This is a genomic window from Streptomyces sp. NPDC059452 (assembly GCF_042750035.1).
Classification (GTDB): Bacteria; Actinomycetota; Actinomycetes; order Streptomycetales; family Streptomycetaceae; genus Streptomyces.
This window is the reverse complement of record NZ_JBHYVE010000003.1, coordinates 387,387-401,663: the sequence shown is the minus strand read 5'-3', so window position 1 is coordinate 401,663 and position 14,277 is coordinate 387,387. Positions and strand designations below refer to the sequence as shown.

At 72.6% G+C, this 14,277-nt stretch carries 14 protein-coding genes; 5 read left to right on the top strand and 9 right to left on the bottom strand.

The window, feature by feature from the left end; genetic code table 11:
• Window positions 1–25: 25 nt before the first annotated feature.
• The 4 genes from ACFW9Z_RS07150 to ACFW9Z_RS07135 all read right to left on the bottom strand — a co-directional run bounded on the left by ACFW9Z_RS07150 (window position 26) and on the right by ACFW9Z_RS07135 (window position 4,410).
• Window positions 26–1,267: an ABC transporter permease gene (locus ACFW9Z_RS07150; protein ID WP_384635791.1), complete on the bottom strand. Its 1,242-nt coding sequence runs from the start codon at window positions 1,265–1,267 to the stop codon at window positions 26–28.
• Window positions 1,268–1,380: 113 nt separating this feature from the next.
• On the bottom strand, window positions 1,381–2,187 hold the full coding sequence (locus ACFW9Z_RS07145; RefSeq protein ID WP_384635572.1) for an ABC transporter ATP-binding protein: 807 nt from the start codon (window positions 2,185–2,187) through the stop codon (window positions 1,381–1,383).
• A gap of 53 nt (window positions 2,188–2,240) precedes the next feature.
• On the bottom strand, window positions 2,241–3,818 hold the full coding sequence (locus ACFW9Z_RS07140) for an efflux RND transporter periplasmic adaptor subunit (RefSeq protein WP_384635569.1): 1,578 nt from the start codon (window positions 3,816–3,818) through the stop codon (window positions 2,241–2,243).
• Window positions 3,819–3,918: 100 nt separating this feature from the next.
• Entirely contained in the window at window positions 3,919–4,410 is a 492-nt protein-coding gene (locus ACFW9Z_RS07135) for a hypothetical protein (RefSeq protein WP_384635567.1), read from the bottom strand.
• Between the two features lie 273 nt (window positions 4,411–4,683).
• On the opposite strand from ACFW9Z_RS07135, the gene ACFW9Z_RS07130 reads away from it, so the two are divergent.
• The 5 genes from ACFW9Z_RS07130 to ACFW9Z_RS07110 all read left to right on the top strand — a co-directional run bounded on the left by ACFW9Z_RS07130 (window position 4,684) and on the right by ACFW9Z_RS07110 (window position 8,176).
• The gene (locus ACFW9Z_RS07130; protein ID WP_384635564.1) at window positions 4,684–5,088 is read left to right on the top strand and encodes a peptidase inhibitor family I36 protein; all 405 of its coding nucleotides are present in this window, start codon (window positions 4,684–4,686) and stop codon (window positions 5,086–5,088) included.
• Window positions 5,089–5,214: 126 nt separating this feature from the next.
• Window positions 5,215–6,168, top strand: coding sequence for a hypothetical protein (locus tag ACFW9Z_RS07125; protein ID WP_384635561.1), 954 nt, complete (start codon window positions 5,215–5,217; stop codon window positions 6,166–6,168).
• Between the two features lie 100 nt (window positions 6,169–6,268).
• Window positions 6,269–6,562, top strand: coding sequence for a response regulator transcription factor (locus tag ACFW9Z_RS07120; protein WP_384635558.1), 294 nt, complete (start codon window positions 6,269–6,271; stop codon window positions 6,560–6,562).
• A 92-nt stretch (window positions 6,563–6,654) separates the two neighbouring features.
• Window positions 6,655–7,239: a TetR/AcrR family transcriptional regulator gene (locus ACFW9Z_RS07115; RefSeq protein WP_384635555.1), complete on the top strand. Its 585-nt coding sequence runs from the start codon at window positions 6,655–6,657 to the stop codon at window positions 7,237–7,239.
• A gap of 178 nt (window positions 7,240–7,417) precedes the next feature.
• Window positions 7,418–8,176 carry an SDR family NAD(P)-dependent oxidoreductase gene (locus ACFW9Z_RS07110; protein WP_384635553.1) on the top strand — a complete coding sequence of 253 codons (759 nt, stop codon included), beginning with the start codon at window positions 7,418–7,420 and terminating at the stop codon, window positions 8,174–8,176.
• 85 nt (window positions 8,177–8,261) lie between these two features.
• On the opposite strand, the gene ACFW9Z_RS07105 is transcribed toward ACFW9Z_RS07110, so the two are convergent.
• The 5 genes from ACFW9Z_RS07105 to ACFW9Z_RS07085 form a co-directional block, all read right to left on the bottom strand.
• On the bottom strand, window positions 8,262–9,470 hold the full coding sequence (locus ACFW9Z_RS07105) for a S8 family peptidase (RefSeq protein ID WP_384635551.1): 1,209 nt from the start codon (window positions 9,468–9,470) through the stop codon (window positions 8,262–8,264).
• 230 nt (window positions 9,471–9,700) lie between these two features.
• Window positions 9,701–10,768, bottom strand: a complete 1,068-nt coding sequence (locus ACFW9Z_RS07100; RefSeq protein WP_384635548.1) for a D-alanyl-D-alanine carboxypeptidase family protein — start codon at window positions 10,766–10,768, stop codon at window positions 9,701–9,703.
• Window positions 10,769–10,990: 222 nt separating this feature from the next.
• Window positions 10,991–12,274: an ATP-binding protein gene (locus ACFW9Z_RS07095; RefSeq protein WP_384635546.1), complete on the bottom strand. Its 1,284-nt coding sequence runs from the start codon at window positions 12,272–12,274 to the stop codon at window positions 10,991–10,993.
• A gap of 24 nt (window positions 12,275–12,298) precedes the next feature.
• Window positions 12,299–13,012, bottom strand: a complete 714-nt coding sequence (gene cseB / locus ACFW9Z_RS07090; RefSeq protein WP_384635543.1) for a two-component system response regulator CseB — start codon at window positions 13,010–13,012, stop codon at window positions 12,299–12,301.
• Between the two features lie 79 nt (window positions 13,013–13,091).
• Window positions 13,092–14,222 carry an endonuclease/exonuclease/phosphatase family protein gene (locus ACFW9Z_RS07085; protein ID WP_384635540.1) on the bottom strand — a complete coding sequence of 377 codons (1,131 nt, stop codon included), beginning with the start codon at window positions 14,220–14,222 and terminating at the stop codon, window positions 13,092–13,094.
• Window positions 14,223–14,277: the final 55 nt, after the last annotated feature.

The following is a 14,277-nucleotide window of genomic DNA, read 5'->3' as shown; positions in this document are numbered from 1 at the left end:
CCCGGCTGTCGCCGGGTCGTCGCCCTCACCGCCGCAACGCCTCGGCGGGCTGGATGCGGGAGGCCCGCCAGGACGGGTAGAGACCGGCCAGGATGCCCGTGACCAGGCCGATCACGGGTGCGGCCAGGACCGTTGCCGGGTGGACGACCGGGGTCCAGGAGCGGGCCGCCGCCACCGTCACCACCGTGATCACCCCCAGCGAGGTGCCGACGAGGCCGCCGAGGGCGCCCAGCGCTCCGGACTCGGCCAGGAACTGCGCCATGACATGTCGGCCCCGCGCTCCCAGGGCCCGCCGCAGGCCGATCTCGCCGGTACGTTCCAGGACCGCCACCAGGGTGGTGTTGGCGATGCCCACGGCACCGATGACCAGGCAGATCGCGGCGAGCAGCAGGAAGAGCCGGCCCAGGTCGTCGCCCACGCCCGCCCGCAGGGTCTTCGGGTCGGGCGGGGGCACGGCCTTCAGGTACTCGGGGTGGTCGGGGCGCAGTGCCGTGGGCGCCAGTTCGGCGACCTGCCGGGCCGCGCCCAGCTCCGTGGCGACCAGCATCGCCGCCCCGCCGCCCTCGGGCGGGCCCCACACCTTCTCGGCCGTGGTCCGCGGCACGATCACCGACAGCAGCAGGTCCGCCTTGCGCTGCGTGTTGTCGATGATGCCGACGACGGTGAACGGCTGGTCGCCGATGAAGACGGCCGGCCGGCTCCCCAGCGTGGTGATGCCGAGCCGGGAGGCCACCCCCGAACCGAGGACGGCGACGAACTCGCCGTTCTCGTCCATCCTCCGGTCGTACAGGCGGCCTTGGGACACGGTGGGCCGGGCGGCCTGGAGGACTCCGGGCGAGGCCGCGACCACGTCGATGTCCGCGCCCTGGGTCCCCGCCCCGACGAGCGCGGCCCGGACCTGGGTGTCGGCCCCGGTCCGGACGGTCCAGTGCACGCCCGCGGCCCGTACGCCGTTGAGCGCGCCGATCCGGTCGTCCGCGTCCCGGGGGAAGGCGGGGCCCGCGTACGGGTCCTGCTCGGCGGCGACGTCCTCGACCGTCACCTCCGTGGCGGTCAGCGCGTTGAAGCGCCCGTCGATCTGGGAGGACGTGGTCGCCGTCAGGCCGAGGATCGCCACGAAGGTGCCCACGCCCAGGACCGTGCCGAGCGCGGTCAGCACCGAGCGGCCGGGCCGCTGGAGCATCCCGGCGAACGCCTCACCCAGCAGGTCCCGGAGGGGGAGGACGGACAGGGGTACGCCACGGCCGGAAGCCCGACGACGGAACAGGCGGGACGGTCGGGACGGTCGGGACGGGCGCGACAGGCGGGACGAGCGAGACGGGCGAGGTGAGCCGGGCGGACGGGACGAGCGGGACAGGCTGGACAGGCGGGGCACACGCATCACCGGGCCTCCACCGGTCCGCCTGCGGGAGCTTCCTCCGGCACCGAGGCCGGACCCCCGCCGGACTGCTCCCCCGGCCGCTCCCCCGACTGCTCCCCTGGCCGCTCCCCCGACTGCTCGCGCAGGACTCCGTCCCGGATCGCCACCGTACGGCTGCCCCGCCCGGCCACCCCGGTGTCGTGGGTGATGACCAGCACGGTCATGCCGCCCGCGTGCAACTCGTCCAACAGGGCAAGCACGGAACGGGCGTTGGCCGTGTCGAGGTTGCCCGTGGGCTCGTCGCACAGCAGCAGGGCGGGACGCGCCACCAGGGCGCGGGCGATCGCCACCCGCTGCCGCTCCCCGCCCGAGAGCCGCGTGGGTACGGCGTCGGCCCGGTGACCGAGCCCCACCTGCTCCAGGGCCTCCCGGGCCAGCGCGCTGCGCGTCCTGCGCGGTGACCCGTTGTAGACGAGCGCCAGCTCGACGTTCTCCTGCGCGCTGCGGTGCGGCAGCAGATGGAACGACTGGAAGACGAAGCCGATCCGTCGGCCGCGCAGGGCGGTGCGTTCGGCGTCCTTGAGTACGGAGGTGTCCAGGCCGTCGAGGAGGTAGCGGCCCCCGGTGGGGCCGTCGAGCAGGCCCACGATGTTGAGGAAGGTCGACTTGCCGGAGCCGGACGGGCCGACCACCGTCACGAACTCCCCGCGCCGCACGGTCAGATCGCACGGTTGGAGCGCCGTGACCGGGGGCGGGCCGGGGTAGGTCAGCTCGACCTGCCGGAACTCGATGACGGGCTCGGGGAGTTCGTGCGCCAAGCCGGTCACGGGATGGGAGCGTTCGTACGTCAAGTCCTTTGCGGCATGGGAGAGTCCGTACGTCACTGTGGCGCACCGCCCGCCGGATCCGGCAGGGTCCGGCCCGCGTCGACGCCCGTGACCACCAGGTCACCGGCCTTCAACTCACCCTCCACCACCGGCTGCACGGCGACATAGCCGTCCCCGCTGGTCCCGGGGCGGATCTCCACGCGGCGCTGGCTCCCGCCGCTGTCGGTCACCGTGACCACGGTACGGCCGTCCGCACCCGAGGTGATCGCGGTGACGGGCACCACCAGGGCCTTGTCGCCGGTGGACGCCGCCTCGATGGTGAGCCGGACGTCCTGGCCGGTCAGCCGGGGGTCGAGCGCCTTGTCGGGCGTGATCCGCACCAGGTATCCGGACTCCCCGCCGACCGCTTCGGGTGCGCCGCCGCCGTCCCCGCCGTCACCATCCCCGTCGCCGTCGCCGGAAGACTGTCCGGGCACGGTCATGGAGTCCGCGACGGAGACCACCTTTCCCTTGGCGGTCACCCCGCTGAGCTCGGAGTGGATCTCCACCGGCCGGCCGGGGCGCAGCAGCCCCTTCTGGTACTCGGGCACGCGCGCCTCCACCAGCAGGCGCCCCGACGACACGACCATGACCGTGCCCGTCACCTGGTCGCCGACCCGGCCCTGCACGGACCCCACCCGGGCCGGAAAGCCCTCCAGGAACACCGCCTCGCCCGCCGGAAGCATGGGGCCGGACTGGGCCTGGATCTCGGCGTACGCCCGCTGGGCATCGGCGAGATCCTCCCGCGCCCGCTCGACGGCCTTGCCCGTGGTCCCGCCGCCACCCGTGGTTGCCCCGCCATCCGTGGCAGGGCTTCCGCCGCCCGTGGCCGGGCTCCCCGTGTCCGTATCGGAGCTCGTGGCGTCCTCCAGGGCGCGTTCGGCACTCTTCACCGTCGCCTGGGCGGCCTGCAACGCGGCTCCGTCGTCGTCCTGGGCCGGGCGGGGGTCGTAGCCGATCGCCGCGTAGAAGGCGCCCAGCGCGCCCTTGGTCCCCGGGCCGAAGGTCCCCTCCGGGTCGCCCCCGGTGCCGTGGCCGAGGTCCCGCAGCGCCTTCTGGAGCTGGGTGACGTCCTTGCCGGTGGCGCCCGGCCGCAGGTCCCGGTAGACCGGCACCGTGCCCTTGAGCGCGAACACCGGGCGTCCGGCGACCTCCAGCAGGACCTGGCCCTGCTTCACCTCGGACCCGGCCTGGGCGGCGATCTTGGTGATGACCGCACCGGCCGCCCCTTCGCCGCCCGATATCTGCGGGGCGATCCTCGCCGTCTGTCCCGCGACCACCTGGCCCCGGGTGATGAGCGAGGAGACCAGGACCCGGTGCTCCACCGGAGCCGTCAGCACGTCCCTGGGCGGGGGTCCGGCCTCGGCCGCCGCCTGTGCGGGCGACTTGATCACCAGCGAGGCACCCAGCCCGCCCAACGCGACCAGCACCGCACCGGCGGCCACGACGGCCACCCAGCGCCGACGCCTCCGCAGCCCCCCGGAGGAGCCGACCGCCTGCCGCACCCCGTCCGCCTCCGCGACCTGCTCGGGAGGGCTGGTCGCCTCCTGCCCGGGGGAGCCGGTCGCCTCCTGCCCGGAAGAGGCGGTCACCTCCTGCTCGGAAGATCCGTTCGCCTCCTGCGCGGGGGAGCCAGTCACCTCAGGCGCACCCGTCGTCCCTCTCGTACTCTCCGCCCCGCCCGCCACGGGCTCAGCCGCCGACGACGGCGTCGCCCGCCCCGGCGTTCTTCGGCTGGCACTCCTGCAGCGCGGCGCGCAGCTTCGGGTCCTTCGCCACACCTGCGACGGTCAGGTCGACCTCGCCGGTCTCCGGGTCGGGGTCGGGGAAGTCCGCGAACCCCTTCTCCCGTACGCAGGAGCTCAGTTCGCGCGCCTTGGCCAGGCTCTCCTCGGAGACCGCCGTGTCGGGGATCGCCGCCTGGAGGTCCTGGCACGCCTTCTCGGCCGCCACGGTCACCGCCTCGTCGGTGTTCTTGTCCTTGTCCACGCGGAGCTGACCCGGGTTCGGCGTCTCCAGGACGAGGCCGTTCTTCTCCAGGCAGCGGTAGTACGCGATCTCCTGCGCGCTCACCGACTCCGAAGGGCTCGCGGACGGTTGGCCCGCCCCGTCGGCCGAACCGGAGCAGCCGGTCAGCGCGAGAGCCGCCAGAACGGATCCGCAGACGAGGAGGGCAGTGCGCATGCGTCGACTCCTGGGAGGAAACGGGCGGGGAAGGGGAAGGGCGGCACGGTGTGACGGGGTGAACTCGACGCTTCGGCAGCCCAGTTGGCGGAGCCCGTACCGGAGACGGAGGCGTACGGGACACGGTCCCGCGTACGAGATCTTGGGCAACCTACCAGGCGGTCACAGGCGCCTCTACTGTCCCCGGTGCCAGTAGACACACCGCGGGGCGGCGGGTTGGATCACGTGGCGTTCCCGGCCACGGCCACCCCGAACCACTCACCTGGAGATCTGATGTCCAGAAGCCTGCCCCGCCGCCTCGGGTCGATGGCGGCCGTCGCCGCCGCCACCGCCGGTCTGCTGATCACCACCGCGGTCGGTGCCGCGGCCGACTCCAAGAACGGCGTCCTGGAGACGAACGAGTTCGGCCTCTACTACAACTCCGGCCAGCTCGGCTGCGTCTTCGACGTCTACGACCACGACGAGAACTTCACGAACGACAAGTTCAAGGGCAGCTGCAGCGGCTCGGGCCAGTCCACCAACGACAACACGGCGTCCTACTGGAACCGGGACTCGGTCTTCGACTACTACGTCTACACGGACGCCAACTACCGCGGCTCCTGGGGCACCATCCCGGGCGGCTACAAGGGCAACGCCTCCAGCACCTTCAAGAACAAGATCTCCTCGACCAACAGCTGAGGCAGGGCCTGACCGTCCGTTGTCGCGGCGGCGTACGGCCGCTGCTCCGCCCGGAGACCCGGGACGGAGCCACCGGCCGCATGCCGCCGCCCGCCGAGCTCTCACCGAACTTCTCCGAGGACCCCCATGCCCTCTCCCCTCGCGCGGCGGCTCGCCCCCGCGCTGACCGCCGCGTGCGCCGTGCTGCTGACCGCCTGCGCCGGCACTTCCGCGCCGGGCGACACGGACGGCGAACCCGATACGGGGGAGATCCCGGTCATCCTGGAGACGAAGCGACTCCAGTTCCCGCTGGAGGCCTACGAGGCCGACGCCGACGAGCGGCAGAAGCTCGACCGCGCGCAGGACGCCCTCGTGGTCCGGTGCATGTCCCGGTTCGGGTTCACCTACGCCCCGCCCGCCCGGCGAGCGGCCCCGGTGACGGACAACCGGTACATCTTCGGTGTGGTCGACGCCGGGGAAGCCGCCCGGTACGGATACCTGAACCCGCAGGCCGCCGCCGCGGCGAAACAGCCGCGTCCGGCCCGGCCCACCCTCTCCAGCACCGAGCAGCTGGTCCTCGGCGGTGCGGACGACATCGACCCGCAGTCCCTGCCGATGAGCCAGGAGGCCGCGCAGCGCGAAGGCGGCAGCGACCAGAAGGTCGGCGGCCTGGCCGTCCCCGTGGGCGGCTGCACCCGTGAGGCGTTCCTCAAGCTCTACGCGCCGAAGCCGGGCGCCGTGGACATCATGTACCTGTTCAACCTGCGGAGCGAGTCGGAGTCCCAGGCCCGCGCGGACTCGCGCGTACGGGAAAACGACGGAAAGTGGTCGGCCTGCATGAAGGCGGCCGGGTACTCCGTCAACGATCCCATGGAGGCGCCCGAGGAACTCGGCTACCGCAACGAGGAGTTGTCCGGCTCCGCGGCCATCGCCGCCGCCACGGCGGACGTGGCGTGCAAGAAGAAGGTCAACCTGGTCGGCGTCCGCTACGCGGTGACCACCGCTTACCAGAAGCGGCTGGCCGACAAGAACGCCGAGACGCTGAACCTCGCCCGCCGACAGCACGAGGACCGCATGAAGCTGGCCGCCACGCTGCTCTGACGAGGGGCTCTCCGATGGGGAGCCCCACCCCTGCCCACCTGCGAGGACCGGACCGGCTCCAACGCCTGCCCACGCTCCCCGACATGTGAATATATAAAGCATGTCCCCGTCAGGATCTCCACATCTCAGCGCGTCGTCGGCCGCCGGGCCGCCTTCCCTCGCCGCGGCCCTCGCGCTGGCCGGCACGCTCAGCGCGAGGGAGGCCGAGGTCTTCTCCCTGCTGGCGGACGCCCCGTCGTACGAGGTGATGGCGGAACAGCTCGGCATCAGCCGCCGTACCGTGCGGTTCCACGTCGAGCGGATCCGGAGCAAGCTGGGGAACCTTCAGTACCACCAGCTCTGCGCGGCCTCCTACCTGCACGCGCTCGCGGCGGCCCCACGCCCCGCCCAGTGACACGTGCAGCCTGAAGTCGGCTCCGATCCACCGGAGAGTTCTTGACCGATCGTTCTTGACCGATCGTTCTGCATGGGCTTACGCTCTTCAGTGTGGCCAGGACCAAGGAATTCGATCCGGAGGCCGCGCTGCAGTCGGCCCTTGAGCTGTTCTGGCAGCGCGGGTACGAAGCGACGTCGATGGCCGATCTCGTCGAGCACCTGGGGATCGGCCGCGCCAGCATCTACGCCACCTTCGGCAACAAGCACGAGCTGTACCTGAAGGCGATGGACCGGTACGTCGAGGGGCGCGACCAGCTTCTCATCGCCGAGCTGTCCCAGCCGGGGCCCGTACTGCCCGCCGTGCGGGCGGTGGTGCGGAGGTTCGCCTCGGAGGCCACCTCGCTGGAGGGCCGGCTGCGCGGCTGCCTCATCACCAACACCGCGACCGAGCTGGCCCCGCACGATCCGGCGGCAGCCCGGCGGGTCGAGCTGAGCTGGGACCACATCGAGACCCCGCTGCACTCCGCGCTCATACGGGCCCAGGCCCAGGGCGAGCTGCCCGAGGACCGTGATCCACGGGCACTGGCCCGCATGCTGCTCGTCATGTTCCAGGGCGTACGGGTCGTCGGCAAGGCCTCCAGCGACCCCGCCCGCGTCCGGGACGCGGCCGAACAGGCACTGACCCTGCTGGACTGAACCCCACGGGACAGCCCACGGGACACCCCACGAGTACAGCCCACGAGTACACCCCACGAAACCCGGCGCCTCCACCTGCCCGAATACTGGATCGCTCGGTCAAATATCAGGAGGTCAAGGCCCCGAGGAACCCACACCTTCCCGCCAAATAGCCCGATCCTCATAAGGAGTTGTACGAATGCATCGCTTCGCCTCCACCACCGTGCTCGTCACCGGCGCCGGGTCCGGCCTCGGCCGTGCCATCGCGCTCGCCTTCGCCGCCGAAGGCGCCTCGGTGGTCGCCGCCGGGCGCACCGCCGCCTCCCTGGACGAGACGGTCGCCCTCATCGAAGCGGCAGGCGGCACGGCGGCGGCCGTGACCGCCGACGTGACGGACACCGACCAGGTCCGCGATCTCGTACGGGAGAGCGTCGCCCGCTTCGGAGGGCTCGACATCGCCGTCAACAACGCCGGGATATTCCGCGGCGCCGGGCCGGTCGGAGACGTGAGCGAGGAGGACTGGGACGCGGTCCTGCGGACCAATGTCACCGGTGTCTGGCTGGCCATGAAGCACGAGATCGCCCACATGAAGGAGAACGGCGGCGGGGCCATCGTCAACATCTCCTCCAACCTGGGCGCCCACCTGCGCATTCCGAACGCCGCCGCGTACATCACCTCGAAGGCGGCGGTCTCCACGCTGACCCGCGCCGCCGCTCTCGACCACATCCACCAGGGCATCCGCATCAACGCGGTCAGCCCGGGCGCCTCCGCCGCGCCCATGTCACTCCTGCCGGGCGAGACCGAGGCCGACCGGACCGAGCGGATGAAGTCGGAGAACCCGCTCGGCCGGGTCGCGGAGGCCGAGGAGGTGGCGGCCGCGGTGCTGTACCTCGCCTCGCCCGCGGCCGGGGCGGTGGTCGGCAGCGATCTGGTCATCGACAGCGGAGCATCGGCCTGAGGAAGCCGGGGAAGAGGGATGAGCCGGGGAACGGGACGGGGGCCGCACAGGGGACGGTCCCCGTACGGCCCCGGCCTTCACGCTGTTACGGGATGAGCCTGAGCAGCTTGTTCGGGGAGCCTGCCCCGACGTTGGTCAGGACGTTGTTGGTCGCGCCGTTCACGAGGGCCTGGCCCACGGCGGCCGGGGAGGCGCCGGGGTGGTTCGTCAGGTAGACCGCCGCCGCTCCGGCGACGTGCGGGGCCGCGAAGGAGGTGCCGTTGCCCGTGTAGGTGGCGGTGTCCGAGGTGGCCCAGCCCGCCGTGATGTCGGAGCCCGGTGCGAAGAGGTTCACGAGGGGCCCGTAGTTGGAGTAACTGGCCCGCGCGTCGGTCCTGGTCGTGGCGCCGACGGTGAGCGCGGTCTCGACCCGGGCGGGCGAGTAGTTGGAGGCGGGGGCGTTGGAATTGCCCGCCGCGATGGAGTAGGTCACTCCGGCCGCGATCGACCGGCGTACGGCGTTGTCCAGGGTGGGGCTGGGGCCGCCGCCGAGCGAGACGTTGGCGACCGAGGAGGAGGTGCGGTTGGCGGTGATCCAGTCGACGCCCGCGATGACCCCGGCGGTGGTGCCGGAGCCGCTGTTGTTGAGGACCCGCACCGCGACGATCTTCGCCTTCTTCGCCACGCCGTACCGGGTTCCGGCGGCGGTCGTGGCGACGTGGGTGCCGTGGCCGTTGCCGTCCTGGGCGACGGCGTCGTTGTCGACGAAGTCCCAGCCGTTCACGGCCCGCCCGACGATGTCCTGGTGGGTGATGCGGACACCGGTGTCCAGGACGAAGATGGTGGTGTTGCCACCGGCGGAGTCCGGGTAGGTGAACGTGCCGTTCAGCGGCAGGTTCGGCTGGTCGATCCGGTCGAGGCCCCAGGGCGCGTTGGTCTGGGTGGCGGTCGAGTGGACCTTCTGGTCCTGCTCGACCGAGGCGACCGCCGGGTCGGCGGCGAGCCGCTTGGCCCCGGTCCTGCTCAGCTTGGCGGCGTAGCCGTTCAGCGCCGACGTGTACGTACGCTTGATCTCGCCGCCGTAGCCCGCGATCAGCTTCTTGCCCTGCGCCGCGGACGCGCTGAACCCGGCCGTCTTCTTCAGCGTGACGATGTAGCTGCCGGGAACCGCCTCGGCCGCCCCCGCCTGGAGGACTCTGCCCTGCGGCTGGGGGGCCGCCTGCGCCGGTAAGGCCGCTCCGACTGCGAGCGCCAAGGTCGTGGCCGCGGCGATCGCTCCGGCGATCCTTCGCTTGGTGGTGCGCACTGCTGCCATGAAGAAATCTCCTCGAACGTGTGGCGCGCCAGGGGATCACGCGCCGAGGGATGCGGCGTACGGGGGTTCGTCCGCCGTATCCGACGATGGCGCCACGTGTTCGGGCGGGGCAAGGACGACCGAGCGGATGTCATGACCGCGCCACAATGATGACTCGACGTCAACTCCCCTTACACACAGGGCAATACGCCCGTCGCGTGGTGTGCATGAACCGTCACTTCGGCGCTCCTCTAGCCCCGTGGGGTACGGACCAGCGCGCCCGGGAGCGTGGCGCGGATCTCCGCGATCAGGGCGCGGCTGGCCTCGTGCGCGGCCGCGCTGCCCTCGGTGGGGCTGGTACCGGCGCGCTGGTGCAGGACGACCCCGAGGATCAGGCGCGGCGTACCGGCGACCTCCTGCGTCACCGCCCACACCAGGTTGCCGCCCGCCGGGGTGGAGGAGCCGGTCTTCAGGCCGATGACCCCGTCCCGGCCCAGCAGCTTGTTGGTGTTGCGGAAGGTGACGTCGGCGCCGGGGGCCTCGACCGTACGGGTGGCCACGATCTCCCGGAAGGCCGGGTCCTTCATCGCGGCGCGCGCCAGCTTCAGTTGGTCGGTCGCGGTGCTCTTCGTACTCGCCTCCATGCCGCTCACCCCGGTGTAGGTGGTGTCCGCCATCCCGAGGGCGGCGGCGGTCTCGTTCATCTTCGCCACGAACTCCTTCTCGCCGCCCGCGCCCCAACGGGCCAGCAGGCGGGCGATGTTGTTGCCGGAAGGGACCATCATCAGTTCCAGCAAGCGGCGTTGGGTGTACGTCCGGCCCGCGAGCACCGGGGCGGTCGTCTCGACGGAGGAGTACGACTCGTTCGCCGCCTGCTCGTCGGCGGCGACGGCCGCACCGGGGCTGCCCGCCCGCATCGGATGGTCCTTGAGGATCACGTAGGCCGTCATGACCTTGGTGACGCTGGCGATCGGGACCGGCCGCTGCTCGCCCCGGGTGCCGAGACTGCCGACCCCCTCGACCGCCACGCTCGCCTGGCCCTCGGAGGGCCACGGCAGGTGCAGCGACTTCGCCACGGACGCGACGTCGGCGGCGGAATCCGCGGCCGGGGCGCCCGGGCCGGTCAGGTCGCCACCGCCGTCCAGCGCGTACCAGGTGCCCATGCCCGTAGCGAGGAGCGCGAGGGCCGCGGCGAGCGGGACAAGGAGGGAGCGGCGGCGGACGCCGAAGCGACGGGTGGGGGCAAGAGCCGGGGCGGGGCCGGTGGCGGGGGAGTCGGGCATGGGCACCTCCAGGAGAAACGCGTGCGGTTCCCGCACGGATCTCACCTTCGATGAGCCTCTCTTCCAGGCCGGTGCGGTGCCGTTTCGGGTGCCGCGAGAGTGCGTTGCGGTTCCGTTTCAGGCGCTGCCACGGGTCCCGGCCAGGCCCCTGTCACGGGTCTCCCGGCCAGGCCCCTGTTACGGGGTTCGGGATCGGCCCCTGTTACGGGGTTCGGGGCCGGACCCGTAACGAGGTGACAAGGTTCCGTTCAGGCCCTGTTACGCCGTCGTCCCGGGTGGCGGCCCCGGGGCCAGGTCAAGAGTGACGACCGCCCCGCCCCCGTCCCCGCCCCCGTCCGGCGCGTTCGCGAAGGTCAGACGGGCGCCGAGGACCCCCGCCTGGCCCTGGGCGACGGTCAGGCCGAGCCCGTGGCCGCGCCCGCGCTCGCTGGCACCCGTACGGAAACGCTGCGGGCCCTCTTCGAGCAGCGCGGCGGGGAAGCCGGGGCCGTGGTCCCGTACGACGATCCGGGCGCCGTCCACCGTGACCTCGACGGGGACGGCGCCGTGGCGGTGCGCGTTGGTGACGAGGTTGACCACGATCCGCTCCACCCGGCGCGGATCGGTCTCCACCACCGCCGCGTCCTCAACGGTGACCCGCGTCTCCGTCCCGGTACGCCGCACCACATCAGCCACCAGCTCCCCCAGCGGCACCGCGTCCGGCCTGGCCCGTTCGGCGCCCGCGTCGAGCCGGGAGATCTCCAGCAGGTCCTCGACCAGCGCGTTGAGGGCCCGTACCCGGTCCCGTACGAGATGGGTCGCCTCGTCGGACTCCGGGAGCAGCCCGGCGGCGGTGGACAGGCCCATCAGCGGGGTGCGCAGCTCGTGGGCGACGTCGGCAGTGAAGCGCTGCTCGTTCTCCAGCTTGCGCTGGAGGGCGGTGGCCATGTCGTCGACGGCGGCCGACATCTCGGTGATCTCGTCACGGACCCACCCGGCGGAGCCGATCCGCGCGTCCAGCTCCCCGTCGGCGATCCTGCGCGCGGTACAGGCTCCGCGCCGCAGCCGCCGGTTGATGGGCTCGGTGGCGAGGGCGGCGAGCGGGACGACGAAGACGAGAGCCGCGAGCACCGCCTTGACGATGGCGCGGTCCAGGAGCTGAAGGCTGCGGACCTCGGTGCTCATGTCGTCCCGTACGACGAGGATCCGGCCGTCCCCGACCGCCACCGCGCCCCACATCCAGTACCAGTTGGGGCCCTGGGCGTCGTACCAGGTGCCGTACCCGCCGCCGGTGGCCGACTGGTCGGCGAGATCGCGGGCCAGCGGCTCGGGCAGCTCCTCCCGGGTCCGTACGTCGACGTCCGGCGGCGCCTCCCCCGTACGGCTCAGCTCGCGCTCGGCCGCGATCAGCCGGGTGAGGGTGCGGTCGTGGCCCACCTGCAACCCGCGCTCGCGGGTCGCGTCGTGGACGAGGAAGCCGACCACCGCCGCCACCGCACAGCAGGCGGCGGCGGTGAGCGCGGCGATCTTCCAGCGCAGGGCGCGGGGGTTGAGGAGGCCCATGGTGATGATCCGTCGGCCGGCCGGTCAGTCGCGGACGAGCTTGTAGCCGAAGCCGCGTACGGTCTCGATCCTGCCGCTGCCGATCTTCTTGCGCAGCCGGAGCACACACAGGTCCACGACCCGGGTGTCGCCCTCCCAGCCGTAGTCCCAGACCTCGCGGAGCAGCCGGCGGCGGTCGAGTACGGAACCGGGCGCGGCGGCGAACTCCAGCAGCAGGCGCAGTTCGGTGGGGGTCAGCGGTACGGGTTCCCCGGCCCGGCGGACCTCCATGCCGAGGGTGTCGACGCTGAGGTCGCCGAAGACCAGCACGTGGTCGGGGGGACCGGGCGGCGGACCGCTCTGCTCCGGCTCGAAGGTGGCGCGGCGCAGCAGAGCGCGGATGCGGGCCACCAGGACGGCGGTGTCGACCGGCTTGACCACATAGTCGTCGGCGCCCGCCTCCAGGCCCGCGACCACGTCCAGCGCATCGCCGCGCGCGGACATCATCAGGACCGGAACCAGGCTCTCCTCGCGGATACGGTGACAGAGGCCGATGCCGTCGAGCTCGGGCAGCATCACGTCCAGGATCAGCAGATCGTGACCGCCCGCCCGGAACGCCTCCAGTCCGCCGAGCCCGTCGGCGGCCACGTCGACGCGGTATCCGTAGCGCTGAAGGGCCAGTTGGACGGCGCGGCGGATCGTGTCGTCGTCCTCGACGACGAGCACACTGACGGGGTCCGGGACCCGGGGTTCCGACACGCTTCCTACCTGGCCGTGGGGGGAATGGAGAATGCTTGGGTCAAGGGTTCTTCGGGCATCGTAGGCGGCGGCCCGCGGGTCAGAACCGCAGCGTGGCCGCGACCGGGCGGTGGTCGCTGCCGGTGGCGGGCAGGGTCCAGGACGCGAGCGGGGTCATCCCCTTCACCAGGACGTCGTCGATGCGGACCACCGGGAACCCGGCGGGGTACGTGAACCCGAAGCCCGACCCGGCTTCCCGCTGGGCGGAGCGCAACTGCGAGGTCACCGGGGCCAGCGCCCCGTCCTGGTACGTGCCGTTGAGGTCGCCCAGCACCACGACACGGGGCGCGGTCTCGGCCCGTACGGCGGCGGCCAGCGCCCGGGCCGCCTCGTTGCGGCGGTCCGTGGTGAAACCGGCGGCGGTCACGCGTACGGAGGCGAGGTGCGCGGCGTAGACGGCGACGGGCCCGTCGGGGGTGTCCGCCGTGGCCCGCATCGCCCGGGTCCACGGCATGATCTCCACCTCCGCCACATCCGTGAGCCGGTGCCTGCTCCAGAGGCCGACGCCGCCGAGGACCGCGTGGTGCGGGTAGGCGGCGGCGAGCTCGCGCTCGTAGACGGGCGTGGACTCCTTGGAGAGCTCCACCAGGGCCAGGACGTCGGCCTTGGCCCCGGCGAGGGCGCGTGCGGTCCCGGCCGGGTCGGGGTTGCCCTCGTCGACGTTGTGGCTGAGGACGGTGAGGCCGTCTCCGGCGGACCGTTCGGCGGACTGTTTGTCGATGAGCGTTCCGCCGAAGAGCGTCGCCCAGACGAGGGCGGGTGCGAGTACGGCGACAGCGGCGAGCCTGGAGCGCCGGACGGCCGCGAGGGCGAGGAGCACCGGGACGGCCAGGCCGGTCCAGGGCAGCAGGGTCTGGAAGAGGCTGCCGAGGTTGAGGGCCGTGTTGGGGATCTCGGCGTGCAGGGCCATCAGCGCGGCGCAGAGGAGCGCGGCGACGGCGAGACGGCGGCCGGGGGGCCTCGCGGCTCGGGAGGCGGGGGGCGTGGGGGCTGTTTCCCGGGTGGGCGCGGGGGCCGTGCCCCGGGTGGGCGCGGGGGCCGTGGGGGCTGCGAGGGCTGTGCCCTGGGTGGGCGCGGGGGTCTCCTGGGTGTTCGGGGCGTTCCGAGCGCGCGTGTGCTCCTGCGCGCTCGTGTGCTCCTCGGCGCTCGGGTCCTCCTGGGTGCTCAGCACGGTACGGGTCTCCCAACGTCACGTACGCCGGGGGTCGGGTACGCCCCCAGCGTCC